Below are 22,128 nucleotides of genomic sequence, written 5' to 3'. Positions count from 1 at the left end.
TAAATGACCGACAACGACCTGCCCGCATTGACCCTCACCCCTCCCGGCCTGTACCGGCACTACAAGGGCATGCTCTACGAGGTGATCGACACCGTGCGCCACAGCGAGACACTGGAGCCCATGACGCTGTACCGCGCGCTGTACGGCCAGCGCGGCCTGTGGGTGCGCCCCGCGGCCATGTTCGCCGAGGACGTGCTGATCGATGGCCGCCTGCGCCCGCGCTTCGAGAAATGCAGCGACGAGACTGCACCGCCTGCGCCCGCATGAACCCGCCCCTGCGGGGCGATGCGCCGAATTGAAGGGCAAACACCCGCCAGTTCGCACGATCACCTGCGCCATTGTGTCCGCCCGGGCACAAACCGTACAAACCGCGGTGACCGGAGCTTCCAAGAATGGGACACGGGCCGCTGCCGGCATTGCTCGCCGCTTCGGGGAACACAGGCCGCGGCCCGCAACCCTTGGAAGGAACGACGATGACGAGCATCACAAGCAGCGTCAGCAGTGCCTGGTCCAGTGCGAATATGCAGCGGGCGCAACAACGCCCGGGGCACTCGCCGGAGCGGCTGCTGGCCAAGATGGACACCGATGGCAGTGGCGGCGTGAACGCAACGGAGCTGCAGGGCCTGCTGGACGATGTGTCCAACAAGACCGGCGTGGGCAGTCAGGCCAGCGCCGCCGGCCTGGTCCAGCAGTACGACAGCGATGGCGACGGTAGCCTCAATGCCGATGAGCTGGGCAAGACGATGCAAAGCGTTCTGCCCCCGCCGCCGTCGACCATGGCCTTCGCACAGTCGCGCAGCGACAGCAGCACGGGCGCTACGGGACAGGCAGGCGACGACCTGTTCGGCAAGGTGGATACCGATGGCGACGGCGGCGTGAGCCAGACCGAACTCCAGGCCCTGCTGGAAAAGATGTCCGGTGGCACGGCGGGCAAGACCGGCGTCAGCAGCGGCGAACTGTTCAGCCAGCTCGACGCAGATGGCGACGGCAGCCTCTCGGAGGCCGAATTCGACGCCGGACGGCCTTCGGGCGAGGCCGGAGGTGGCGTGGTGGCTGGCATGCCACCGCCACCTCCAGGCGGTCCGTGCGGTGCGTCGGCCAGCAGCAGCACCACCTATGACCCGCTCGATACCAACGAGGATGGTGTGGTCTCGGCCGCGGAGCAGGCCGCGGGCGCAACCCAGGCGGATGCGATCACAGCGCTGTTCAAGACCATTGATACCAACGGCGACAGCAGCATCAGCAGCGCAGAGGCACAGTCCTTCATCAGCCAGTTGACGAGCCAGTTCGCCAGCGCCACGGGTAGCACGGAATCCGCGTCCCGCAGCGAATCGTCCGGCAGCGGGCAGAACACGGACCTCGTGAAACTGGCCCAACTGGCACGCAGCCAGTACGAGGCCGCAGCCGGCTCCTGGTCGCGCAGCACCAGCGGCGCCAGCCTGAGCGCACTGGCCTGACACAAGACGGCGTGGAGGTGTGAGGCCCTGCGCCCGCACCTGCACGCCGTGCAGTCCTACAGCATCCCCCGGAAGCCCGGTATATCTTTATAGCCATTGCCCAGGCCTCCATGCCCGAGGGCCCGGAGCACTTTCATGGACTATCTTTTGCAAGGAATATTCAGCGACAAATCGCTGGCCAAGGTCGTAGGGTTCTTCACCCGGCAGGCCGATGCGGACATCGCGGTGCGCCGCTTGCTGCGCTTGCCCGGCATGGCGTCCGACCAGGTCCGGCTGCTGGGGCCGGAGCAGGCCCGGTTGCGCGCGCGGGATCTGCTCACCCAGACATTGGAGCCGCAGCCGCAGGGCTTTGTCACCACCCTGGTTCGCACCCACGCGATTGCGGGCTGCGCTGGCGCCGTACTGGGCCTGCTGGCCTTTGGCTTCCTGATCGCCACCCACGAACCTGCGGTGCTGAACAGCCCCTTGCTGGCGTTCATCGCCATCGTGGGCTTCGGCACCACCTTCGGCCTCATGCTGGGCGCGCTTGCGGCATTGCGGCCCGACCGCATCTGGGTCATCAGCCAGGTGCGCTCTGCCCTGCGGCGCCACCAGTGGGTGGTGGTGGCCCACGCCACCGATTCGCACCAGACCGTGCTCGCACAGGACTTGCTGGAGAGCAGCGAAGCCCAGGTGGTGCGCACCCTCTGAGCGCGATCAGCCCAGCGCAGCCACGAATGCCCGCACGGCACGCGGGTAGATCACGTGCTCCTGGGCCTGCACCCGGGCCGCCAGAGTTTCGGCCGTGTCCCCCGGGAGTACCGGGACTGCTGCCTGGTCCAGTATGGGGCCCACATCCAACTCATCAGTGACCTGGTGCACCGTGACGCCGGCGACCTTGCAGCCGGCATCGATGGCGCGCTGGTGGGTGTTCAAACCCGTGAAGGCAGGCAGCAGCGAGGGGTGGATGTTGATCAGCCGACCGGCATAGCGCGCGACGAAGCCCGGCGTCAGAATGCGCATGAAGCCCGCCAGCACCACCAGGGCGGGTTGGTAGCAGTCGATGGCCTGGGCCAGGGCCGCGTCGAAATCCTCGCGGCTGGCAAAGGCCTTGTGGTCGAGCGCCTCGGCGGCAATGCCTTCGCCGCGCGCGAAGGCCAGGCCCGGGGCATCGGCCTTGTTGCTCAGCACGGCCGCCACGCGGGCACCGTGGCGGCGCGCCCAGTCCTCCTGCTGCGCAGTGCGCACGATGGCAGCCATGTTGGAGCCGCTGCCAGAGATCAAAATCACGATGTTCTTCATAAATTGCCACGGATTATCCCAGCCATGCCCTTCGACCCCGCCAACCGCCCCCTGACCGCCAACGAAGCCCGCGTGCTGGCCACGCTGATGGAAAAGGCCCGCACCGTGCCCGACAGCTATCCGATGTCGCTCAACGGCCTGGTGACCGGCTGCAACCAGAAGACCAGCCGCGACCCAGTGATGACCCTGAGCGAGGCAGAGGTCCAGGAGGCCCTGGACTCCCTGCGCCAGCAGACGCTTGCCTTCGAGACCAGCGGCAACCGCACCACGCGCTGGGAGCACAACTTCCAGCGCGGCGTGGGCGTGCCCGAGCAGTCGGCGGTGCTGCTGGGCCTTTTGATGCTGCGCGGTCCGCAGACCGCGGGCGAGCTGCGCATCAATGCCGAACGCTGGTACCGGTTTGCCGACATCTCGTCGGTCGAGGCCTTCCTCGACGAGCTGCAGGAACGCAGCGCCGAGAAGGGCGGGCCGCTGGTCGTGCTGCTGCCCCGGGCTCCCGGAGCACGCGAACAGCGCTGGGCCCACCTGCTGTGCGGGCCGGTGGACACCACCGCCCCGGCCGCCGCCAGTGCCGCAGGGGGTGGAGCGCCGTCGGCCCTGCAGGCGCGTGTGACGGCCCTGGAGACCCAGGTGGCCGGCCTGCAGGCCACGGTGGAGCGGCTGTGCGCAGAGCTGGGCATCGCCCCGCCCGAGGCCCCGATGTCGCCACCCGGACAGGAATAAAACGAACGACCGTGCTACAAACAGGACTTCTCAGGAGACAAGCCGTATGGACCTCGCATTCACCCCCGAAGAGCAGGCCTTCCGCGAAGAAGTTCGCGCGTGGGTCCGCAGCAATCTGCCCCCCGAAATTTCGCACAAGGTGCACAACGCCCTGCGCCTGACCCGCGACGACATGCAGGGCTGGGCCAAGATCCTGGGCAAGAAGGGCTGGCTTGGCTTCGGCTGGCCCAAGGAATTCGGCGGCCCCGGCTGGACCGCCGTGCAAAAGCATTTGTTCGAAGAAGAGTGCGCACTGGCCGGCGCGCCACGCATCATCCCTTTCGGCCCCGTGATGGTGGCCCCGGTGATCATGGCCTTCGGCAATGCCGAGCAGCAAAAGCGCTTTCTGCCCGGCATCGCCAGCGGCGAAGTCTGGTGGAGCCAGGGCTACAGCGAGCCGGGTTCGGGTTCGGATCTGGCCTCGGTCAAGACCCGCGCCGAGCGCGTGGGCGACAAGTACATCGTCAACGGCCAGAAGACCTGGACCACGCTGGGCCAGCATGGCGACTGGATGTTCAACCTGGTGCGCACCAGCACCGAGGGCAAGCCGCAGACCGGCATCTCTTTCCTGCTGCTGGACATGAAGTCGCCCGGCGTGACCGTGCGCCCCATCAAGCTGCTCGATGGCGAGTGCGAGGTCAACGAGGTGTTCTTCGACAACGTCGAAGTGCCGGCCGAGAACCTGATCGGCGAAGAGAACAAGGGCTGGACCTACGCCAAGCACCTGCTGAGCCACGAGCGCACCAACATCGCCGACGTGAACCGCAGCAAGCGCGAACTGGAGCGTTTGAAGCGCATCGCCAAGGCCGAAGGCCTGTGGGAAGACACGCGTTTCCGCGACCAGGTGGCCCTGCTCGAAGTGGACATCGTGGCCCTGGAAATGCTGGTGCTGCGCGTGCTCTCGGCCGAGAAGTCGGGCAAGAACTCGCTCGACATCGCCGGCCTGCTCAAGATCCGCGGCAGCGAGATCCAGCAGCGCTATGCCGAGCTGATGATGCTGGCCGCGGGCCCCTTTGCCCTGCCCTTCATCGAGGAAGCCATGGAAGCCGGCTGGCAGGGCGACTTCCCTGGCGGCGAGGCGGCCAACGCGCCCCTGGCATCGACCTACTTCAACCTGCGCAAGACCACCATCTACGGCGGCTCTAACGAGGTGCAGCGCAACATCGTGGCGCAGACCGTTCTGGGCTAAGGAGACAAGAACATGGATTTCGATTTTTCCGACGACCAGGAACAGCTGCGCGACGCCGTGCGCAAATGGGTGGACAAGGGCTACAGCTTCGAGCGCCGCCGTGCGGCCGTGGAGGCCGGTGGCTTCTCGCGCGACGCCTGGAATGAACTGGCCGAGCTGGGCCTGACGGCCCTGACCGTGCCCGAGGCCCATGGCGGCCTGGGCCAGACCGCCGTGGATGCCATGGTGGTGGCCGAGGAGCTGGGGCGCGGCATGGTGCTGGAGCCCCTGGCCCAGGCCTTTATCGCGAGCGCCGTGCTCTCGGAGTTCGGCAGCGCCGAGGTGCAGGGCGCCTGGCTGCCGCGCATCGCCAGCGGCGAAGCGCTGGTGGTACTGGCCCAGCAGGAGCGCAAGGCGCGCTACCGCCTGGATGTGTGCGATGCCAAGGCCACCGCAGCCGCGGGCGGCCATACGGTGAGCGGCACCAAGAGCATCGTGGCTGCGGGCGACCAGGCCGATGCCTTCCTGGTGCCCGCCCAACTCGACGGCAAGATCGCGATGTTCGTGGTGGAGCGCTCGGCCAGCGGCGTCGCCACGAAGGGCTACGTCACGCAGGACGGCAGCCGCGCCGCAGAAGTGGTGTTGGCCAACGCGCCCGCCACCCTGGTGACCACCGACGGCCTGGCCGCCCTGGAGCTGGCCGTGGACACCGGCATCGCCGCCACCTGCGCCGAGGCCGTGGGCGTGCTGGACAAGACCGTGGCCGGCACCGTCGAGTACATGAACCAGCGCAAGCAGTTCGGCGTGCTGATCTCAAGCTTCCAGGCCCTGCGCCACCGCGTGGCCGACATGAAGATGCAGCTGGAGTTGGCGCGCTCGATGAGCTACTACGCCAGCCTCAAGCTGGGCGCCCCCGCCGCCGAGCGCCGCGCCGCCATGGCCCGCGCCAAGGTGCAGCTGGGCCAGGCCATGCGCTTCGTGGGCCAGCAGTCGGTGCAACTGCACGGCGGCATCGGCGTGACCGACGAGTACATCGGCAGCCACTACTTCAAGAAGCTCACGCAGCTGGAGATGGCCTTTGGCGACACGCTGCACCACCTGGGCGAGGTGTCGGCGCGCATGCAGGACACGGCGGGCGTGTTTGCCTGACGCAGGCACGTAACACCGGCATGACATGCTCGTGGATCACCCGGTCCACGGGCATTTTTCATTTCTGGAGAAGAACACGATGACGACGATTTCCCTGCAACGCCGATCCGCACTGATTGCCGCAGCCGCCACGGCGCTGGCCCTTGCGGGCTGCGCCAGCCAGGCACCTTTGCAGGACAGCAGCCTTCCGCCCATCGTCTTCGTGCACGGCAACGGCGACACGGCAGCCCTGTGGCAGACCACGGTGTGGCGCTTCGAGTCCAACGGCTGGCCGCGCGAGCGCCTGCACGCCATCGATGTGCCCTACCCGCTCAACCGCGACGACGACACCAAGCCCCAGGCCGGGCGCACCTCGGCGGCCGAGCACATGGCCTACCTCAAGTCTGAGGTGGACAAGGTGCTCAAGGCCACCGGCGCGAAGAAGGTGGTGCTGATCGGCAACTCGCGCGGCGGCAACGCGATCCGCAACTACATCCAGAACGGCGGTGGCGACCAGACCGTGAGCCATGCCATCCTGGGCGGCACACCCAACCATGGCGTCTGGGCGATTCCGGGTTTTCGCGAAGGCAATGAGTTCGCGGGCACAGGCCCCTTCCTCAAGGGCCTGAACGCGCCCAAGAACGCCGCTGGCGACGAGGTCACCGGCCCCGTGCGCTGGATGACCGTGCGCTCGGACAGCAACGACAAATTCGCCCAGCCCGACGGCCTGTGGATCGGCCAGAAAGGTACGGCCACGAATGTCACGGCGGCCGGGCCCGAGCTCAAGGGCGCCACCAACGTGGTGATCCCGCGCATCGACCACCGCGAGACCTCGTTCTCGCCCGCCGCTTTTGCCGCAGCCTACCAGTTCATCACGGGCAAGGCGCCGTCCTCCACGGCCATCGCCAACGAGGCGCGCGTGGCCCTGTCCGGCAAGGTCACGGGCCTCGGTGTGGACCCGCTGGACGCGAAAACCGGCAATTTCAGCAACAACCTGCCCCTGCCCGGCGCCCAGTTGGAGGTGTTTGCCACCGACCCAGCCACAGGCGCCCGCACCGGCAATGCGCTGCTGCGCACCACGGTCGCGGCCGATGGCCAGTGGGGCCCCGTGGCCGTGCCGACGGGCGCGCCGCTGGAATTCGCCATCACCGCCCCGGGCTATGCCACCACGCACATCTACCGCAGCGGCTTTCCGCGCAGCAGCGCCATCGTGCACCTGCGCGCCGAACGCATCGCCGACGCCGACAAGGCTGCCGCCAGCGTGGTCAGCATGACCCGCCCGCGCGGCTACCTGGACCCGGCGCGTGACCAGATGCTGCTGGACGGCGCCCCGCCCGCAGGCGTGCCGGCCGGCGCTGGCGTGGCCTCGGCCAAGATCAAGCCCGAGGGCCCCCAGCGCAGCGTGGCCGCGCAGTTCAATGGCGAACGCGTGGTGGGCCAGACCTGGCCGGCCGCCAGCGGGCACCTGGTGTTTCTGGAACTGACGTATTGAACAGACAGGGCAGGTGCGGAGCCTGCCCTGCTCTATGCCAGCAAGCGCGAAGATTTCGGTACGTGGGCCATCAAAAATTCCATTTGATCGGCCAGGATGCGGCGGTTGCGCAGAATGAAGTCTTCCCACAGGCTGGGCACGTACGGGGCGTAGAGCAGCGGCATGTGCGCCTGCTCGGGAGTACGCGGGCCCTTCCTGTGGTTGCACGGCCGGCAGGCGGTGACCACATTCATCCAGTGGTCCTGCCCGTTGCGGGCAAAAGGCACGATGTGCTCGCGCGTGAGGTTGTCTTCGTGGAAGTGGCCGCCGCAGTAGGCGCACACATTGCGGTCGCGGATGAAGAGCTTGCTGTTGGTCAGGCCGGGCTTGAGGTCAAAGGGGTTGATGCTGGGCACGCCCTTGGTGCCGATGATGCTGTTGACCGCGATCACCGACTGCTCGCCCGTGACCGCGTTGTGCCCACCCCGGAAAAGCGCGACCTGGCCGCCGGATTCCCAGCGCACCTCGTCGGCAGCATAGTGGGTGACGGCCTGCTCCAGCGATATCCACGACTGGGGCAGCCCCTGGGCTGACAGCTTCAAGACCTTCAAAACACGCCTCCTGGAACAAGAATGAACACAAGGAATCGGAACGCGGATGTCTCGCGGACCCGGCTGCGCAGCCGGGCCCGTAGTACACAATATACTCTGTTTTCGTGACAGATTGGCGTCTGGTGCTTTACCCATATGCCCAAGCTGCTATCAAAAAGATAACAAGTCCATGAAGATCTTCCGCGGCTTCCACCACCCCGGCATCGCCCCCGCCTGCGCGCTGACCATCGGCAACTTCGATGGCGTGCACCGCGGCCACCAGGCCATGCTGGCCCTGCTCAACAGCGAGGCCGCCCATCGGGGGGTGGAAAGCTGCGTGCTCACCTTCGAGCCCCACCCGCGCGACTACTTTGCCGGGGCCCTGCACAAGCCCGAACTGGCGCCCGCGCGTGTGGGCACGCTGCGCGACAAGCTCACCGAGCTGGCACGCTGCGGCGTGCAGCAGACGGTGGTGCTGCCCTTCGATGCGCGCCTGGCCGCCCAGTCGCCCCAGGCCTTCATCGACGAGGTGCTGCTCAAGGGGCTTGGGGTGCGCTATGTGCTGGTGGGCGACGATTTCCGCTTCGGCGCCCAGCGCGCGGGCGACTACGCCCTGCTGGATACCACCGGCCAGGCCAAAGGCTTCGACGTGGCGCGCATGAACAGCTACGAGGTGCACGGGCTGCGCGTGTCGAGCTCTGCCGTGCGCCAGGCCCTGGGCCAGGGCGACATGGAGGCCGCGGCCCGCCTGCTGGGACGGCCCTACGCGATTTCGGGCCATGTGGTGCATGGCCGCAAGCTCGGGCGCGAACTGGGCGCCACGGCCGAGGGTGCGGGCGACGGCTTTCGCACGCTGAACCTGCGCTTTGCGCACTGGAAACCCGCCGCCAGCGGCATCTTCGCCGTGCTCGTGCATGGCCTGGGTGAAACGCCGTTGCAGGGGGTGGCCAACCTGGGTGTGCGACCCTCGCTGGACCCCGACGACGTGAATGGCGGCCGCGTGCTGCTGGAGACGCACTGCCTGCAATGGCCCGCCGAACTGGGGGCCGAAGGGGCGTACGGTAAAATCGTCAGGGTGGAACTGCTGCACAAACTGCACGACGAGCTCAAGTACGATGGTCTGGATGCCCTGACAACAGGCATTGCCAAGGACTGTGCGGATGCGCGCGCCTACTTTGCGTCGGCCCACGCACCCACCAACCACACCGAGACCCGGCGCCAGACCACGCGCGACCGAATTTAGGGGGCTGCCTGCGCAGCGCCTGCCCTGCAGGCCGGATACCGTCCAACCCTCCTTGTTGCTTCCCGCATTTGCTCCGGGCCTGCCCCGGAATGCCCCGTTTTAAGGCTCCCCCATGTCCGACAACGCCAGTACCCCCGAATCCACTGCACCGGATTACCGCAGCACCCTGAACCTGCCCGACACCCCCTTCCCCATGCGCGGCGACCTGCCCAAGCGCGAGCCGGGCTGGGTCAAGGAGTGGGAGGACAAGGGCCTGTACAAGCGCCTGCGCGATGCGCGCTGCGGTGCGCCCAAGTTCATCCTGCACGATGGCCCGCCCTATGCCAACGGCCAGATCCACATGGGCCACGCGGTCAACAAGATCCTGAAGGACATGATCACCAAGGCGCGCCAGCTCGAAGGCTTCGACGCGCTGTACGTGCCCGGCTGGGACTGCCATGGCCTGCCGATCGAGAACGCCATCGAGAAGAAGCACGGCCGCAACCTGAGCCGCGACGACATGCAGGCCAAGAGCCGCGCCTATGCCACGGAGCAGATCGCGCAGCAGATGGCCGACTTCCAGCGCCTCGGGGTGCTCGGCGAATGGGACAACCCCTACAAGACCATGAACTTCGCCAACGAGGCGGGCGAGATCCGTGCCTTCAAGCGCGTGATGGAGCGCGGCTTCGTCTACCGCGGCCTCAAGCCCGTGTACTGGTGCTTCGACTGCGGCAGTTCGCTGGCCGAGTTCGAGATCGAATACGCCGACAAGAAGAGCACCACGCTGGACGTGGCCTTCAAGGCGCACGAGCCCGCCAAGCTGGCCGCCGCCTTCGGCCTGCCCGCGCTGGCCAAGGACGCCTTCGTGGTGATCTGGACCACGACCGCCTGGACCATCCCCGCCAACCAGGCGCTGAACCTGAACCCCGAGATCAGCTACGCGCTGGTGGACGCTGGCGAGCGCCTGCTGCTCGTGGCCGAACCGCTGGTGGCCTCGTGCCTGGAGCGCTACGGCCTCACCGGCCAGGTGCTGGCCACCACTGCCGGCAAGAACCTGGGCGGCCTGGAATTCGAGCACCCGCTTTACGACGTGGACGCCGGCTACCGCCGCCTCTCGCCCGTGTACCTGGCCGACTACGCCACGGCCGACGACGGCACGGGTATCGTGCACTCCTCGCCCGCCTACGGCCTGGAAGACTTCAACTCCTGCCGCGCCCATGGCCTCGCGCTCGAGGACATCCTGAACCCCGTGCAGGGCAACGGCACCTACGCGCCGGACTTCCCGCTGTTCGGCGGCCAGCACATCTGGAAGGCCGTGCCGGTGATCATCGAGGCGCTGCGCGACGCCGGCCGACTGATGGCCACCAAGGACATCAGCCACAGCTACCCGCACTGCTGGCGCCACAAGACGCCGGTGATCTACCGCGCCGCTGCGCAGTGGTTCATCCGCATGGACGAAGGCGAAGGCGTGTTCACCAAGGCCGGCGAGAAGCCTGCCAAGACCCTGCGCCAGATCGCGCTGGACGCCATCGAGCACACCAGCTTCTACCCCGAGAACGGCAAGACCCGCCTGCACGACATGATCGCCGGGCGGCCCGACTGGTGCATCTCGCGCCAGCGCAGCTGGGGCGTGCCCATCCCGTTCTTCCTGCACAAGGATTCGGGCGAGCTGCACCCGCGCACCATGGAGATCATGGACCAGGCGGCCGAGATCGTCGAGAAGGGCGGTATCGAGGCCTGGAGCCGCGTGACGCCCGAGGAGATCCTGGGCGCCGAGGACGCCGCCTGCTACACCAAGAGCACCGACATCCTGGAGGTGTGGTTCGACTCGGGCTCCACCTTCTTCCACGTGCTGCGCGGCACGCACCCCAACGTGCACCACGACACCGGCCCCGAGGCCGACCTGTACCTGGAAGGCCATGACCAGCACCGCGGCTGGTTCCACAGCTCGCTGCTGCTGGCCAGCGCACTGGAAGGCCGCGCGCCCTACCGCGGCCTGCTGACCCACGGCTTCACCGTGGACAGCCAAGGCCGCAAGATGAGCAAGTCGCTGGGCAACGGCATCGACCCGCAGGAGATCAACAAGAAGCTGGGCGCCGAGATCATCCGCCTGTGGGTCGCCGCGAGCGACTACTCGGGCGACATCGCGGGCGACGAGAAGATCCTGGCGCGCGTGGTGGACGCCTACCGCCGCATCCGCAACACGCTGCGCTTCCTCTTGGCCAACGTGAGCGATTTCGATCCGGCCACGGACACCGTGCCGTTCGATCAGATGCTGGAGATCGACCGCTATGCGCTCACGCGCGCGGCCGAGTTCCAGGCCACGGTGCTCGCGCACTACAAGGTCTACGAGTTCCACCCCGTGGTGGCCAAGCTGCAGCTGTACTGCTCGGAAGACCTGGGCGGCTTCTATCTGGACGTGCTCAAGGACCGCCTGTACACCACGGCGCCCAAGAGCCTGGCGCGCCGCAGCGCTCAGACCGCGCTCTACCAGATCACGCACGCCATGCTGCGCTGGATGGCGCCGTTCCTGTCCTTCACGGCCGAAGAGGCGTGGAAGGTGTTCGGCTCGTCCGACTCCATCTTCGTGGAGACCTATGGCTCCATCGCCAGTGCCGACGAAGGCATGTTGGCCAAGTGGTCGCGCCTGCGCGAGATCCGCGACGTGGTGAACAAGCAGATCGAAGTGCTGCGCGCCGAGGGCCAGGTGGGCTCGTCCCTTCAAGCCTCGGTGGTGCTCACGGCGGCGCCCGAGGACCACTCGTTGCTCGCCAGCCTGGGCGATGACCTGCGCTTCGTGTTCATCACCTCGGCCGTGCAACTGGTGGCGGGCGATGCCCTGCAGATCAGCGTCAAGCCCAGCAGCGATGCCAAGTGCGACCGCTGCTGGCACTACCGCGCCGATGTGGGCCAGGATGCGGCCCACCCGACGATCTGCGGCCGCTGCACGAGCAACCTGTACGGCGCTGGCGAAAGCCGGGTGCACGCATGATGGCGGCCAACGGCAGCTCTTCCTCGGCCCTGGGCCGCATGTGGCCCTGGCTGGCATGGGCGCTGGTGATCCTGGTCGCCGACCAGATCACCAAGTCGCTGATCCTGGACGCCTACCGCCTGGGCGATGCCACCCCCATCACCAGTTTCTTCAACATCGTGCGCGCGCACAACACGGGTGCGGCCTTCTCTTTCCTGGCCGACGCCGGGGGCTGGCAGCGCTGGGCCTTCACCGGCATCGGCGTGGCCGCCACGGTGTTCATCGTGTGGCAGTTGCGCGCGCACCCGGAACAGAAGCTCTTTTGCTTTGCGCTGTCGAGCATCCTGGGCGGTGCCGTGGGCAACGTGGTGGACCGCTTGATGCACGGCTACGTGGTCGACTTCCTGGACTTTTACGCACGCGGCTACCATTTCCCGGCCTTCAACCTGGCCGATTCGGCCATCACCGTGGGCGCGGTGTGCCTGGTGCTTGACGAGTTGCTGCGGATGAAGAAGGCCAAGTAAACCGCCCCGCTCCCGCATTCCTGAACGGCCCTTGAGAGGGCCGTTTTTTTATGGCCGGCGCTGCGCCCCGGTCACACGCGCGTCACATGGCTTCGCTCCAATGTAAACGTTTACATTGCAACGAGGTTCCATGAGCATCCAGGACGTGGCCCGCCAGGCGGGCGTGTCGGTCGCCACCGTGTCGCGGGTCTTCAACCTGCCGGACAAGGTGACACCCGCCACGCGCCTGCACGTGGAGCAGGTCGCCCAGGCACTGGGCTACCTGCCCAACGCCAGCGCGCGCACGCTGCGCACCCAGCGCAGCCGCGTCATCGGCGTGGTGCTGCCGACCCTGCTCAACCCGGTGTTCGCAGAATGCCTGCAGGGCATTGCCCAGGCGGCAGTCGGTGCCGGCTACGCGATCCTGCCCTTTGCCTCTGAGTACCTGCTGGCGCAGGAAGACCGTGCCGTGCATCTGCTGCTGGCGGGCAATGTGGACGGCATGATCCTGGTGGTCTCCGACCCTGCCACGTCCACCGCACTGCAGCGCCTGGCCGAGGCCGGCCTGCCCTATGTGCTGGCCTACAACCGGCACCCGGACCATCCCTGCGTGTCGGTGGATGGCGAGCAGGCCGTGGCCGAACTGGTGGAATACCTGGCATCGCTGGGGCACCGGCGCATCACCATGGTCAGCGGCCAGTTCTCCGCCTCGGACCGTGCGCAGCAGCGCTGGCGCGGATTCCAGCGCGGCATGGCGGCGGCTGGCCTGGCCGATGCGCCGGTGCTCGAAGTGCCGTTTGTCGAAACCGCAGTGCAGGACGTCGCCACCATGCTGCAGCGCGCGGACCGGCCTACTGCGCTGGTCTGCTCCAACGACCTGCTGGCCATCCGCAGCATCCGCGCGGCCCACCTGGCCCGCCTGGCCGTGCCGCGCGACCTGAGCGTGGCGGGCTTCGACGGCATTGCACTGGGCGAAGACCTGACCCCCATGCTGAGCACCGTGGCCCAGCCCAATGCCGACATCGGCCGCTGCTGCGTGCAGTTGCTGGTGCAGGCCATGGCCGGCGGCACCCCGCTGGCGCCCGATGCCGGGCTGACCCTGGCGCACCAGTTTCGCACCGGCGAGTCCTGCGCGGCCGCCTGATTCTCCCCTCCCCACCCCCTGTCCACAGGAGTTCCCGATGACCTTCCCGCTCACCCACTTCCTGCGCGCTGCGGCGCTCGCCTTCGGCCTGGCGGCCACCGGCACGGCCATGGCCCAGACCGCCATCTGCTACAACTGCCCGCCCGAATGGGCCGACTGGGGCAGCCAGATCAAGGCCATCAAGGCCAAGACCGGCGTCACCGTGCCGCCGGACAACAAGAACTCGGGCCAGTCGCTCGCGCAACTGGCCGCCGAGAAGGCCAGCCCCGTGGCCGACGTGACCTACCTGGGCGTGACCTTCGCCATCCAGGCGCAAAAGGACGGCCTGGTCACTCCTTACCAGCCTGCGGCATGGAAGGACATCCCCGACGGCCTCAAGGACCCGGCAGGCCACTGGTTCACCATCCACTCGGGCACGCTCGGCTTCATGGTCAACGTGGACGCGCTCAAGGGCAAGCCCGTGCCGCAGTCCTGGGCCGACCTGCTCAAGCCCGACTACAAGGGCCTGATCGGCTACCTGGACCCGGCCTCGGCCTTCGTGGGCTACGTGGGCGCCGTGGCCGCCAACCAGGCACGCGGCGGCACGCTGGAGAACTTCGGCCCAGGCATCGACTACTTCAAGGCGCTGCAGAAGAACGAGCCCATCGTGCCCAAGCAGACCTCGTATGCGCGCGTGCTCTCGGGCGAGATCGCCATCCTGCTGGACTACGACTTCAACGCCTACCGCGCCAAGTACAAGGACAAGGCCAACGTGCAGTTCGTGATCCCGGCCGAAGGCACGCTGGTCGTGCCGTATGTGATGAGCCTGGTGGCCAATGCGCCCCACGCCGCAGACGGCAAGAAGGTGCTGGACTTCGTGCTCTCCGACGAAGGCCAGGCCCTGTGGGCCAATGCCTACCTGCGCCCGGTGCGCGCCAGCGCCATGCCCAAGGAGGTGCAGGCGCGCTTCCTGCCCGCCAGCGACTACGCGCGCGCCAAGACGGTGGACTACGGCCGCATGGCCGCCGTGCAGAAGGGCTTCTCGGACCGCTACCTGGCCGAAGTGAAGTAACGCCCATGCGCCACGGTTTTGCTCCTTCACGCACGCTGCTGCTCGGCTGCGCAGCGCCGGCCGTGGCCTTCTTCGCGGCCTTCTGGCTGCTGCCCGTGGCCCTGCTGCTGGCCCTGCCGGCGGGCAAGGGCTGGGCCACCTATTTCGCGGTGCTCACCAACGCGCGCTACCTGCAGAGCCTGCTGCAGACCCTGGGCCTGTCGCTGGCCGTCACGCTGGCCACGCTGGTGCTGGGCGCGCTGGTGGGCATCACGCTGGCGCGCCAGCGCTTTCGCGGACGCCAGCTGCTGCTGTCGCTGCTCACGCTGCCGCTGTCCTTTCCCGGCGTCATCGTGGGCTTCTTCATGATCCTGCTGGGTGGGCGCAAGGGCCTGGTGGCCGACCTGTCGGACGCGCTGGGCGCAGGCCGCACCACCTTTGCCTACGGGCTCGCAGGCCTGTTCCTGGCCTATTTGTATTTCTCGCTGCCGCGCGCCATCGCCACCTACACCGCCGCGGCAGGCGCCATGGATGCAGCGCTGGAGGAGGCAGCTCGGTCACTGGGCGCTTCGCGCTGGCGCGTGGCGCGCGACGTGTGGCTGCCCGAGCTGGCCGCCACCACGCTGGGTTGCGGCGCCATCGTCTTCGCCACCGCCATGGGCGCCTTCGGCACGGCCTTCACCCTGGCCAGCAAGTTCGAGGTGCTGCCCATCACCATCTACAACGAGTTCACCAACTACGCCAACTTCGCACTGGCCGCCAGCCTGTCGATCACGCTGGGGCTCATCACCTGGCTGGTGCTGTGGGCGGCGCGCCGCGCCTCCGGCACCCCGGCCTTCTGAAGCACCCATGATGAGAAACGCACGACAAGCCCCCTGGTCCCTCGTCGCCCTCACGGCGCTGGTGGCCCTGTTCATGCTCGCACCCATCGCGCTGTCGGTACTGGCCGGGCTGGTGAACAACTACAGCACCGGCCTGAAGAGCGGGCTCACCCTGCGCTGGCTCGGCGAGGTGTGGGAGAACTATGGCGGCACCGTGGGTGCGTCGCTGCTGCTGGCGCTGGCTTGCGTGCTGGGCAACCTCGCCATCGGCGTGCCCTGCGCCTATGCGCTGGCACGCAGCCGATCGCGCTGGGCCCGGCTGTTCGAGGAACTGCTCACGCTGCCCGTGGCCGTGCCGGGCCTGGCCAGCGCGCTCGCGCTGATCCTGGCCTACGGCACGCTGCAGGGCTTTCGCCAGAGCCTGGCCTTCATTCTCGTGGGGCACATGGTGTTCACGCTGCCCTTCATGGTGCGCACCGTGGGCGCGGCCTTCCAGAAGGACGAACTGCGCTCGCTCGAAGAGGCAGCGCGTTCGCTGGGCGCCAGCTTCGCGCAGCGCTTTCTCGGCGTGTTGGTACCGGCCGTGCTGCCGGCCATCGTGGCGGGCTGCCTGATGGTGTTCACGCTCTCGGTGGGCGAATTCAACCTCACCTGGATGCTGCACACCCCGCTCACGCGCACCCTGCCCGTGGGCCTGGCGGACAGCTACGCCTCCATGCGCATCGAGATCGGCTCGGCCTACACGCTGGTGTTCCTGATCGTCATCCTTCCCGTGCTGTGGGGCCTGCAGGCCATCGGCAGCTTCATCGAGAAACACCATGGAACTTGAACGCACGCGCGTGGACATCGTCCGCTGCGCCAAGACCTATGCCGACGGCACGCGCGGCCTGCAGCCCACTGACCTCACCGTGGAACCCGGCGAGGTGCTGGCCCTGCTGGGCCCCTCGGGCTGCGGCAAGACCACGCTGCTGCGCCTGATCGCGGGCCTCGAGTCGCCTGACGCAGGCAGCTGCATCGCCTTCGGTGGCACCGACGTGACGCAACTGCCCATCGAGCAGCGCGGCATCGGCATGGTGTTCCAGCACTATGCCCTGTTCCCGCAGATGACGGTGGCTGCCAACATCGGCTACGGCCTGCGCATCCGCGGCACCGATGCGACCGAGCAGCGCCGCGTGGTCGGCGAGCTGGTGGACCTGGTGCGCCTGAACGGTCTGGAAAACAAGCGCCCCGCCGAACTCTCGGGCGGCCAGCGCCAGCGCGTGGCCCTGGCCCGCGCCGTGGCCGTGCGCCCGCGCGTGCTGCTGCTGGACGAACCGCTCACTGCGCTGGACGCCAAGCTCAAGGAATCCCTGCGCGACGAGCTGGCCGAGTTGCTGCGCCGCCTGCACATCACGGCCATCCACGTCACGCACGACCAGCAGGAGGCCCTGGCCATTGCCGACCGCCTGGCCGTGATGCAGGCCGGCCGCATCGTGCAGGTGGGCGATGGCGAGACGCTGTACCGCGCACCGGCCCACCCCTTCGTGGCCACCTTCTTGGGCCGGGTCAACCGGTTGCAGCGCGACGACGCGGCCCGCCAGCGCCAGGTGCTGCCGCTGGGCGGCATCGAGCTGCCCTGCCCTGCCCCCGACTCCGTACTGCTGGTGCGACCCGAAGACATCGAGGTGCGGCCCGGCCACGCCGGTGACGGCTGGGGCCGCGCCGAGGTGCTGCGCCGCAGTTTCCTGGGCGAGCGCGTGCAGCTCACGCTGGCGGTGGACGGCCAAGGCCCGCTGCAGGCCGACGTGGCGCGCGACCACCCGGCCCGCCATGGCGAGAACGTGGCCATCCGCATCCGCCCAGAATGCCTCATGCCCAGCCACGAAAGCCCCTGATCAGCCCTTCGACAACCATGACCACCCTGCTGCTGCAACTGTCCGACCTGCACATCCGCGAACCCGGCCGCCTGGCCTATGGGCGCATCAACACCGCGCCCTACCTCACACAGGCAGTGCAGACCATCCTGCGCCTGCCGCAGCAGCCCACGGCCCTGGTGATCACCGGGGACCTGACCGATTTCGGCCGCGCTGCGGAGTACGAGCACCTGCGCGGGCTGCTGGAGCCGCTGGGAGACCTGCCCACCTACCTGCTGCCCGGCAACCACGACGAGCGCCAGCAATTGCGGGCCAGCTTTCCTGAGCACCACTACCTGGGGACGGAGGGCTTCGTGCAGTACAGCGTGCCCGTGGGCGCACTGACACTGGTCGCGCTGGACACGGTGGTGCCCGGTGCCAGCGAGGGCGGCCTGTGCGCCGAGCGCCTGGCCTGGCTGGCGCGCGAGCTGGAGACCCACCGCACGCGCCCCGTGGTGATCGCCATGCACCACCCACCGTTCCGCACGCTGATCGGCCACATGGACGACATCGGGCTGCTGCAGGGCGCCCGGGAGCTGGAGGCCCTGGTGGCCCGATACCCCAATGTGGAGCGCATCGTCTGCGGGCACCTGCACCGCAGCATCCAGGTGCGCTTTGGCGGCACCCTGGCGATGACCGTGCCCTCGCCCGCCCACCAGGTCTGCCTGGACCTGGCGCCCGCCGCCGCCTCGGCCTGGACGCTGGAGCCCCCCGGGTTCGCACTGCATGCACTGCCCGCTGGTGGCCGGCTGGTCAGCCACCTGGTGGCCAGCGGCAGCTACCCGGGCCCCTTTCCCTTCCATGACGGCGGGCAGTTGATCGACTAGCGCGTGCCGGCCGGTCCTGTCCGAAGCGGACAACACACCGGTCGGCTCATGGGCATGCTTCCCGCGCTATGGATTCAGGAGTATGCTTGCGCGTCCGTTATGTGTCATTTTTATGACAATGGCGGGTGCCTTTATTGTCTGCGAGCGCCCACTCCACCCCGGAGTCGCTCCGCGCCGCAGCCCTTCTCCGCGCCCGCCCAGGGTGCTGCAGCGCCCTGCAATCCCACAATGTGGAAATGGACGGATGGAGCCGACCCGCGTGCGGGCACGGTGCATGCTTGGCAGTGCACGTCACAAGAAGAAAAGTTAGCGTTTACTAATGAAGCATCTCCTGAATCTGTTGGCAGCGGTTGCGCTGCTGGTATGGGGAACCAACCTCGTGCGAACGGGTGTGCTGCGCGTGTTCGGCGCCAACCTGCGGACCATGTTGGCGCGCAGCATGGGCAACCGCTTCACGGCGGCGCTCTCGGGCATGGGCGTCACGGCGCTGGTGCAGTCGAGCACGGCCACCTCGCTCATGACCTCGTCCTTCGTGGGCCAGGGGCTCATCACCCTGCCTGCGGCCCTGGCCGTGATGCGCGGCGCCGACGTGGGCACGGCCCTGATGTCGGTGCTGTTCTCGTTTGACCTGTCCTGGCTGTCGCCGCTGTTCATCTTCGTCGGGGTGGTGCTCTTCATCTCGCGCCAGGCCAGCACGGCCGGGCGCGTGGGGCGGGTGCTCATCGGCCTGGGGCTGATGCTGCTGGCGCTGGAGATGGTGGTGCAGGCCAGCGGGCCCATGCTGGCGTCGCCCATCATCAAGGCCATGCTGGGCTCGCTCAACAGCGATATCGTGCTGGAAATCTTCATGGGCGCGCTGCTGGCGGTGCTGGCCTATTCCAGCCTGGCCATCGTGCTGCTGCTGGCGGCCATGGCGGCGTCTCAGGTGGTGCCGCTGGACGTGGCCCTGGGCCTGGTGCTGGGTGCCAACCTGGGCAGCGGCTTGCTGGCCGTCTTCACCACGGCCAAGTCGGCCATCGAGGTGCGCCAGGTCACGGTGGGCAACCTGGCCTTCAAGCTGCTCGGCGTGCTGCTGGTGGCGCCCTTCATCGGGCTGTGGCTCACCTATGTGCAGCCACAGCTGCCGGGCCGGGGCCAGGGGGTGGTGCTGTTCCACCTGGGCTTCAACGTCATCATCAGCGTGGGCTTCATCGGCTTCACCCACTGGGTGGCCGACTGGGTGGCGCGCCTGCTGCCGCGCGAGAAGGCCCAATCGGCGGCCGGCCGGCGGCCGCACCACCTGGACCCGTCGGCCCTGGCCACGCCCTCACTGGCCATCTCGTGCGCGGCGCGCGAGGCGCTGCACCAGGCCGATGTGGTCGAGTCCATGATGATCGGCCTGCACACGGTCATCCGCACGGACAACCTGCAGCTCGCGCAGGAGCTGCGCAAGCTCGACGACGAGGTGGACGGCCTGTACTCGGCCATCAAGTACTACATGACCAAGATCTCGCGCGAGTCCCTGGACGAGCGCGAAAGCCGGCGCTGGGCCGACATCATCAGCTTCACCATCAACATGGAGCAGATCGGCGACATCATCGAGCGCGTGCTGATCGACATCGAGGACAAGAAGATCAAGAAAGGCCGCCGCTTCTCCGAAGCCGGCATGGAAGAGATCAACGAGCTGCACGCCCGCCTGCTGGACAACCTGCGCCTGGCGATGAGCGTGTTCCTCAACGGCAACGTGCGCGATGCGCAGAAGCTGCTGGAGGAAAAAGCACGTTTCCGCGACCTGGAGCGCGCCTACTCGGCCACCCACCTGGTCCGGCTGTCGGACAAGACGGTGCAGAGCATCGAGACCAGCTCGCTGCACATCGACCTGATCAGCGAGCTCAAGCGCATCAACTCGCTGCTGTGCTCGGTGGCCTATCCGATCCTGGAGTCGGCCGGCGCGCTGGCACCGAGCAGGCTGCGGGCTGCCGTCACTCCTGAATGATGCGCTGCTGCGCCCCAGCCGCCGCGTTATCCAGGTAGCCACCGATCACCAGCCCGGCCTCCTGCGTGAACTCGCCGCGGGCCACCCGGTCCTGCACCTCGCCCAGGTCGAGCAACTCGAAACGCTCCACCTCGCCATCCTGGTTGGCGGGCTCCACGCCCTCGGGCACGGTGGCGCGGAACCAGTCGATGCGCTCGACCATGTAGCCGATGCCGCCGCCCTCGCGGCTGGGCCGCGAGAACAGCACATGGCCGCCATGGGCCACGCCAGCCAGCTCGGCCGTACGCAGCCCGGCTTCCTCCCAGGTCTCGCGCGCGAGGGCCTGGTCGAGCGTATCCACGGCGGCGACCATGCCCCCCATCAGCGTGTCCCACATGCCCGGGTTGTTGGGCTTGGTGTGCGAGCGCAACTGCACCCACATGCGCCCGTCGGGCGCCAGGCCCACCAAGTGTACGGCCCGTGTGGCGATACCGAGCACGCGCACGGCGCCGCGCTCTACCGTAGCGACGACCTCGCCCTGGGCGTTGGGCACGGCCAGCTGTTCGTTGCGCCAGGGGCCGCACCGCTCCCGCGCGCGCAGCGCTGCGGCCAGTGCGTTGAGTGCGGCCGTGGCCGCGTCCGGCGCCACGTCCAGGTGCCAGCCACGCGCCCCGCGTTGCAGGCGATGGCCGCCTTCCACCCCGGGAGCCAGGGCATCCAGCAGGCCTTCGGCCACCGAGCCCACCACCTGCCCCGCCACGAGCAGCGGCTGCCGGGCCTGCGCCGGAGCCTGCTGCGCGGCCACCCGCGCCGCAGCCAGCCAGCCGGCAAAGGTCTGGGTGGGCGTGCTCACAGCGTGAGGATGGTGCAGCCGGTGGTCTTGCGCGCTTCCAGGTCGCGGTGCGCCTGCTGCACCTGGGCCAGCGGGTAGCGCTGGTCGATGTGGATCTTGACCTGGCCGCTGGCGACCACCGCGAACAGGTCGTCGGCCATGGCCTGCGTGCTCTCGCGCGTGGCAATGTGGGTGAACAGCGTCTGGCGCGTGACGTAGAGCGAGCCCTTGGCACCGAGTGCGCCCGGTGCGAACGGCGGCACCGGGCCCGATGCATTGCCGAAGCTGGCCATGAGCCCGAAGGGGCGCAGGCAGTCGAGCGACTTGTCCCAGGTGTCCTTGCCCACCGAGTCGTACACCACCTTCACACCCTGGCCGCCGGTGATCTCCTTGACGCGGGCCGCGAAGTCCTCGGTGTTGTAGTTGATGGCATGGGCCGCACCATTGGCCAGCGCCAGCTGGCACTTGGCGTCGGTGCCGGCCGTGCCGATGAGCTTGAGGCCCAGGGCCTTGGCCCACTGGCTGGCGATCAGGCCCACACCGCCGGCAGCGGCGTGGAACAGCACATGGTCGCCCGCCTGCAGGCCCTGCACGGGCAGGGTCTTCTTGAGCAGGTACTGTGCCGTGAGGCCCTTGAGCATCATGGCGGCGCCGGTCTCGAAGCTGATGGCATCGGGCAGCTTGCAGACGCACTTGGCGGGCATCACGCGCACTTCGCAGTAGCTGCCGGGCGGCTGGCTGGCATAGGCGGCGCGATCACCCGCCTTGAGGTGCGTGACCCCCTCGCCCACAGCCTCGACCACGCCCGCGGCCTCCATGCCGATGGTGGCCGGCATGGACAGGGGGTACAGGCCGGTGCGGTGGTAGACGTCGATGTAGTTCAGCCCGATGGCGTGGTGGCGGATGCGGATCTCGCCCGGGCCGGGATCGCCCACGGTGACATCGGCGAGGTGGAGTTCTTCGGGGCCGCCATGCTGGCGGATCTGGACGGCGAGGCTCATGGTTCTGGTCTCCTGGTGGCTTGGAACGATCGGCGGCATCGTGCCATGAATCTGCAAGGCTTGCCCGGCATGGG

At 68.1% G+C, this 22,128-nt stretch carries 21 protein-coding genes; 17 read left to right on the top strand and 4 right to left on the bottom strand.

Annotated features, from left to right (window positions below; all coding sequences use genetic code 11):
* The first annotated feature begins 3 nt into the window (after positions 1-3).
* From AC07X5_RS27990 to AC07X5_RS27980, 3 genes are all read left to right on the top strand, one after another.
* Positions 4-267 carry a DUF1653 domain-containing protein gene (locus AC07X5_RS27990; RefSeq protein WP_494772794.1) on the top strand — a complete coding sequence of 88 codons (264 nt, stop codon included), beginning with the start codon at positions 4-6 and terminating at the stop codon, positions 265-267.
* Positions 268-473: 206 nt separating this feature from the next.
* Positions 474-1,457: a XopAW family type III secretion system calcium-binding effector gene (gene xopAW, locus AC07X5_RS27985; RefSeq protein ID WP_494772793.1), complete on the top strand. Its 984-nt coding sequence runs from the start codon at positions 474-476 to the stop codon at positions 1,455-1,457.
* Positions 1,458-1,592: 135 nt separating this feature from the next.
* A complete protein-coding gene (locus tag AC07X5_RS27980; protein WP_409960592.1) occupies positions 1,593-2,147 on the top strand; it encodes a hypothetical protein in 555 nt (184 codons plus the stop codon).
* 6 nt (positions 2,148-2,153) lie between these two features.
* Here the strand turns inward: AC07X5_RS27980 and purN are convergent, their stop codons facing one another.
* The gene (gene purN / locus AC07X5_RS27975) at positions 2,154-2,738 is read right to left on the bottom strand and encodes a phosphoribosylglycinamide formyltransferase (protein WP_494772792.1); all 585 of its coding nucleotides are present in this window, start codon (positions 2,736-2,738) and stop codon (positions 2,154-2,156) included.
* A 24-nt stretch (positions 2,739-2,762) separates the two neighbouring features.
* On the opposite strand from purN, the gene AC07X5_RS27970 reads away from it, so the two are divergent.
* From AC07X5_RS27970 to AC07X5_RS27955, 4 genes are all read left to right on the top strand, one after another.
* Positions 2,763-3,461 carry a YceH family protein gene (locus AC07X5_RS27970; RefSeq protein ID WP_494772791.1) on the top strand — a complete coding sequence of 233 codons (699 nt, stop codon included), beginning with the start codon at positions 2,763-2,765 and terminating at the stop codon, positions 3,459-3,461.
* Positions 3,462-3,507: 46 nt separating this feature from the next.
* Positions 3,508-4,689, top strand: coding sequence for an acyl-CoA dehydrogenase family protein (locus AC07X5_RS27965; RefSeq protein ID WP_494772790.1), 1,182 nt, complete (start codon positions 3,508-3,510; stop codon positions 4,687-4,689).
* A 12-nt stretch (positions 4,690-4,701) separates the two neighbouring features.
* The gene (locus tag AC07X5_RS27960; protein WP_494772789.1) at positions 4,702-5,817 is read left to right on the top strand and encodes an acyl-CoA dehydrogenase family protein; all 1,116 of its coding nucleotides are present in this window, start codon (positions 4,702-4,704) and stop codon (positions 5,815-5,817) included.
* 79 nt (positions 5,818-5,896) lie between these two features.
* Positions 5,897-7,288, top strand: a complete 1,392-nt coding sequence (locus AC07X5_RS27955; protein ID WP_494772788.1) for an alpha/beta fold hydrolase — start codon at positions 5,897-5,899, stop codon at positions 7,286-7,288.
* A gap of 32 nt (positions 7,289-7,320) precedes the next feature.
* Here the strand turns inward: AC07X5_RS27955 and AC07X5_RS27950 are convergent, their stop codons facing one another.
* Positions 7,321-7,878 carry an HNH endonuclease gene (locus AC07X5_RS27950; RefSeq protein ID WP_409962160.1) on the bottom strand — a complete coding sequence of 186 codons (558 nt, stop codon included), beginning with the start codon at positions 7,876-7,878 and terminating at the stop codon, positions 7,321-7,323.
* Positions 7,879-8,047: 169 nt separating this feature from the next.
* On the opposite strand from AC07X5_RS27950, the gene AC07X5_RS27945 reads away from it, so the two are divergent.
* From AC07X5_RS27945 to AC07X5_RS27900, 10 genes are all read left to right on the top strand, one after another.
* Positions 8,048-9,100 carry a bifunctional riboflavin kinase/FAD synthetase gene (locus tag AC07X5_RS27945; protein WP_409962158.1) on the top strand — a complete coding sequence of 351 codons (1,053 nt, stop codon included), beginning with the start codon at positions 8,048-8,050 and terminating at the stop codon, positions 9,098-9,100.
* A gap of 112 nt (positions 9,101-9,212) precedes the next feature.
* The gene (ileS, locus tag AC07X5_RS27940; protein WP_494772787.1) at positions 9,213-12,071 is read left to right on the top strand and encodes an isoleucine--tRNA ligase; all 2,859 of its coding nucleotides are present in this window, start codon (positions 9,213-9,215) and stop codon (positions 12,069-12,071) included.
* Positions 12,071-12,574 (top strand): signal peptidase II, encoded by a 504-nt coding sequence (gene lspA / locus AC07X5_RS27935; protein ID WP_409962170.1) that lies wholly within the window; start codon positions 12,071-12,073, stop codon positions 12,572-12,574. Before ileS ends, lspA begins: the two co-directional genes overlap by 1 nt.
* Before the next feature lie 130 nt (positions 12,575-12,704).
* Complete coding sequence (locus AC07X5_RS27930; RefSeq protein ID WP_409962154.1) at positions 12,705-13,697, top strand: LacI family DNA-binding transcriptional regulator; 993 nt, start codon at positions 12,705-12,707, stop codon at positions 13,695-13,697.
* A gap of 37 nt (positions 13,698-13,734) precedes the next feature.
* A complete protein-coding gene (locus AC07X5_RS27925) occupies positions 13,735-14,748 on the top strand; it encodes an ABC transporter substrate-binding protein (RefSeq protein ID WP_409962152.1) in 1,014 nt (337 codons plus the stop codon).
* A 5-nt stretch (positions 14,749-14,753) separates the two neighbouring features.
* The gene (locus AC07X5_RS27920; RefSeq protein WP_494772786.1) at positions 14,754-15,569 is read left to right on the top strand and encodes an ABC transporter permease; all 816 of its coding nucleotides are present in this window, start codon (positions 14,754-14,756) and stop codon (positions 15,567-15,569) included.
* Positions 15,570-15,579: 10 nt separating this feature from the next.
* Positions 15,580-16,377 carry an ABC transporter permease gene (locus tag AC07X5_RS27915; protein ID WP_494772785.1) on the top strand — a complete coding sequence of 266 codons (798 nt, stop codon included), beginning with the start codon at positions 15,580-15,582 and terminating at the stop codon, positions 16,375-16,377.
* Positions 16,367-17,422 carry an ABC transporter ATP-binding protein gene (locus AC07X5_RS27910; RefSeq protein WP_494772784.1) on the top strand — a complete coding sequence of 352 codons (1,056 nt, stop codon included), beginning with the start codon at positions 16,367-16,369 and terminating at the stop codon, positions 17,420-17,422. Before AC07X5_RS27915 ends, AC07X5_RS27910 begins: the two co-directional genes overlap by 11 nt.
* Before the next feature lie 17 nt (positions 17,423-17,439).
* Entirely contained in the window at positions 17,440-18,267 is an 828-nt protein-coding gene (locus tag AC07X5_RS27905; protein ID WP_494772783.1) for a phosphodiesterase, read from the top strand.
* Positions 18,268-18,586: 319 nt separating this feature from the next.
* Entirely contained in the window at positions 18,587-20,242 is a 1,656-nt protein-coding gene (locus tag AC07X5_RS27900) for a Na/Pi cotransporter family protein (RefSeq protein ID WP_494772782.1), read from the top strand.
* Here the strand turns inward: AC07X5_RS27900 and AC07X5_RS27895 are convergent.
* Together AC07X5_RS27895 and AC07X5_RS27890 are read right to left on the bottom strand one after the other, a co-directional pair.
* Positions 20,229-21,074, bottom strand: coding sequence for an NUDIX hydrolase (locus AC07X5_RS27895; protein ID WP_494772781.1), 846 nt, complete (start codon positions 21,072-21,074; stop codon positions 20,229-20,231). The genes AC07X5_RS27900 and AC07X5_RS27895 overlap by 14 nt on opposite strands.
* Entirely contained in the window at positions 21,071-22,054 is a 984-nt protein-coding gene (locus tag AC07X5_RS27890) for a quinone oxidoreductase family protein (protein ID WP_494772780.1), read from the bottom strand. The genes AC07X5_RS27895 and AC07X5_RS27890 overlap by 4 nt, the downstream gene beginning before the upstream one ends.
* Positions 22,055-22,128 lie beyond the last annotated feature (74 nt).

The sequence above is a fragment of the Acidovorax sp. GW458-11-26-14-TSB4 genome, assembly GCF_059423865.1.
This window is presented reverse-complemented; position numbering and strand designations above follow the sequence as displayed.

Excerpts from the sequence above, each read along its gene's own strand:
- AC07X5_RS27990 (WP_494772794.1), top strand. The coding sequence starts at position 4 with ATGACCGACAACGACCTGCCCGCATTGACCCTCACCCCTCCCGGCCTG.
- xopAW (WP_494772793.1), top strand. The coding sequence starts at position 474 with ATGACGAGCATCACAAGCAGCGTCAGCAGTGCCTGGTCCAGTGCGAAT.
- AC07X5_RS27980 (WP_409960592.1), top strand. The coding sequence starts at position 1,593 with ATGGACTATCTTTTGCAAGGAATATTCAGCGACAAATCGCTGGCCAAG.
- purN (WP_494772792.1), bottom strand. The coding sequence starts at position 2,738 with ATGAAGAACATCGTGATTTTGATCTCTGGCAGCGGCTCCAACATGGCT.
- AC07X5_RS27970 (WP_494772791.1), top strand. The coding sequence starts at position 2,763 with ATGCCCTTCGACCCCGCCAACCGCCCCCTGACCGCCAACGAAGCCCGC.
- AC07X5_RS27965 (WP_494772790.1), top strand. The coding sequence starts at position 3,508 with ATGGACCTCGCATTCACCCCCGAAGAGCAGGCCTTCCGCGAAGAAGTT.
- AC07X5_RS27960 (WP_494772789.1), top strand. The coding sequence starts at position 4,702 with ATGGATTTCGATTTTTCCGACGACCAGGAACAGCTGCGCGACGCCGTG.
- AC07X5_RS27955 (WP_494772788.1), top strand. The coding sequence starts at position 5,897 with ATGACGACGATTTCCCTGCAACGCCGATCCGCACTGATTGCCGCAGCC.
- AC07X5_RS27945 (WP_409962158.1), top strand. The coding sequence starts at position 8,048 with ATGAAGATCTTCCGCGGCTTCCACCACCCCGGCATCGCCCCCGCCTGC.
- ileS (WP_494772787.1), top strand. The coding sequence starts at position 9,213 with ATGTCCGACAACGCCAGTACCCCCGAATCCACTGCACCGGATTACCGC.
- lspA (WP_409962170.1), top strand. The coding sequence starts at position 12,071 with ATGGCGGCCAACGGCAGCTCTTCCTCGGCCCTGGGCCGCATGTGGCCC.
- AC07X5_RS27930 (WP_409962154.1), top strand. The coding sequence starts at position 12,705 with ATGAGCATCCAGGACGTGGCCCGCCAGGCGGGCGTGTCGGTCGCCACC.
- AC07X5_RS27925 (WP_409962152.1), top strand. The coding sequence starts at position 13,735 with ATGACCTTCCCGCTCACCCACTTCCTGCGCGCTGCGGCGCTCGCCTTC.
- AC07X5_RS27920 (WP_494772786.1), top strand. The coding sequence starts at position 14,754 with ATGCGCCACGGTTTTGCTCCTTCACGCACGCTGCTGCTCGGCTGCGCA.
- AC07X5_RS27915 (WP_494772785.1), top strand. The coding sequence starts at position 15,580 with ATGAGAAACGCACGACAAGCCCCCTGGTCCCTCGTCGCCCTCACGGCG.
- AC07X5_RS27910 (WP_494772784.1), top strand. The coding sequence starts at position 16,367 with ATGGAACTTGAACGCACGCGCGTGGACATCGTCCGCTGCGCCAAGACC.
- AC07X5_RS27905 (WP_494772783.1), top strand. The coding sequence starts at position 17,440 with ATGACCACCCTGCTGCTGCAACTGTCCGACCTGCACATCCGCGAACCC.
- AC07X5_RS27900 (WP_494772782.1), top strand. The coding sequence starts at position 18,587 with ATGAAGCATCTCCTGAATCTGTTGGCAGCGGTTGCGCTGCTGGTATGG.
- AC07X5_RS27890 (WP_494772780.1), bottom strand. The coding sequence starts at position 22,054 with ATGAGCCTCGCCGTCCAGATCCGCCAGCATGGCGGCCCCGAAGAACTC.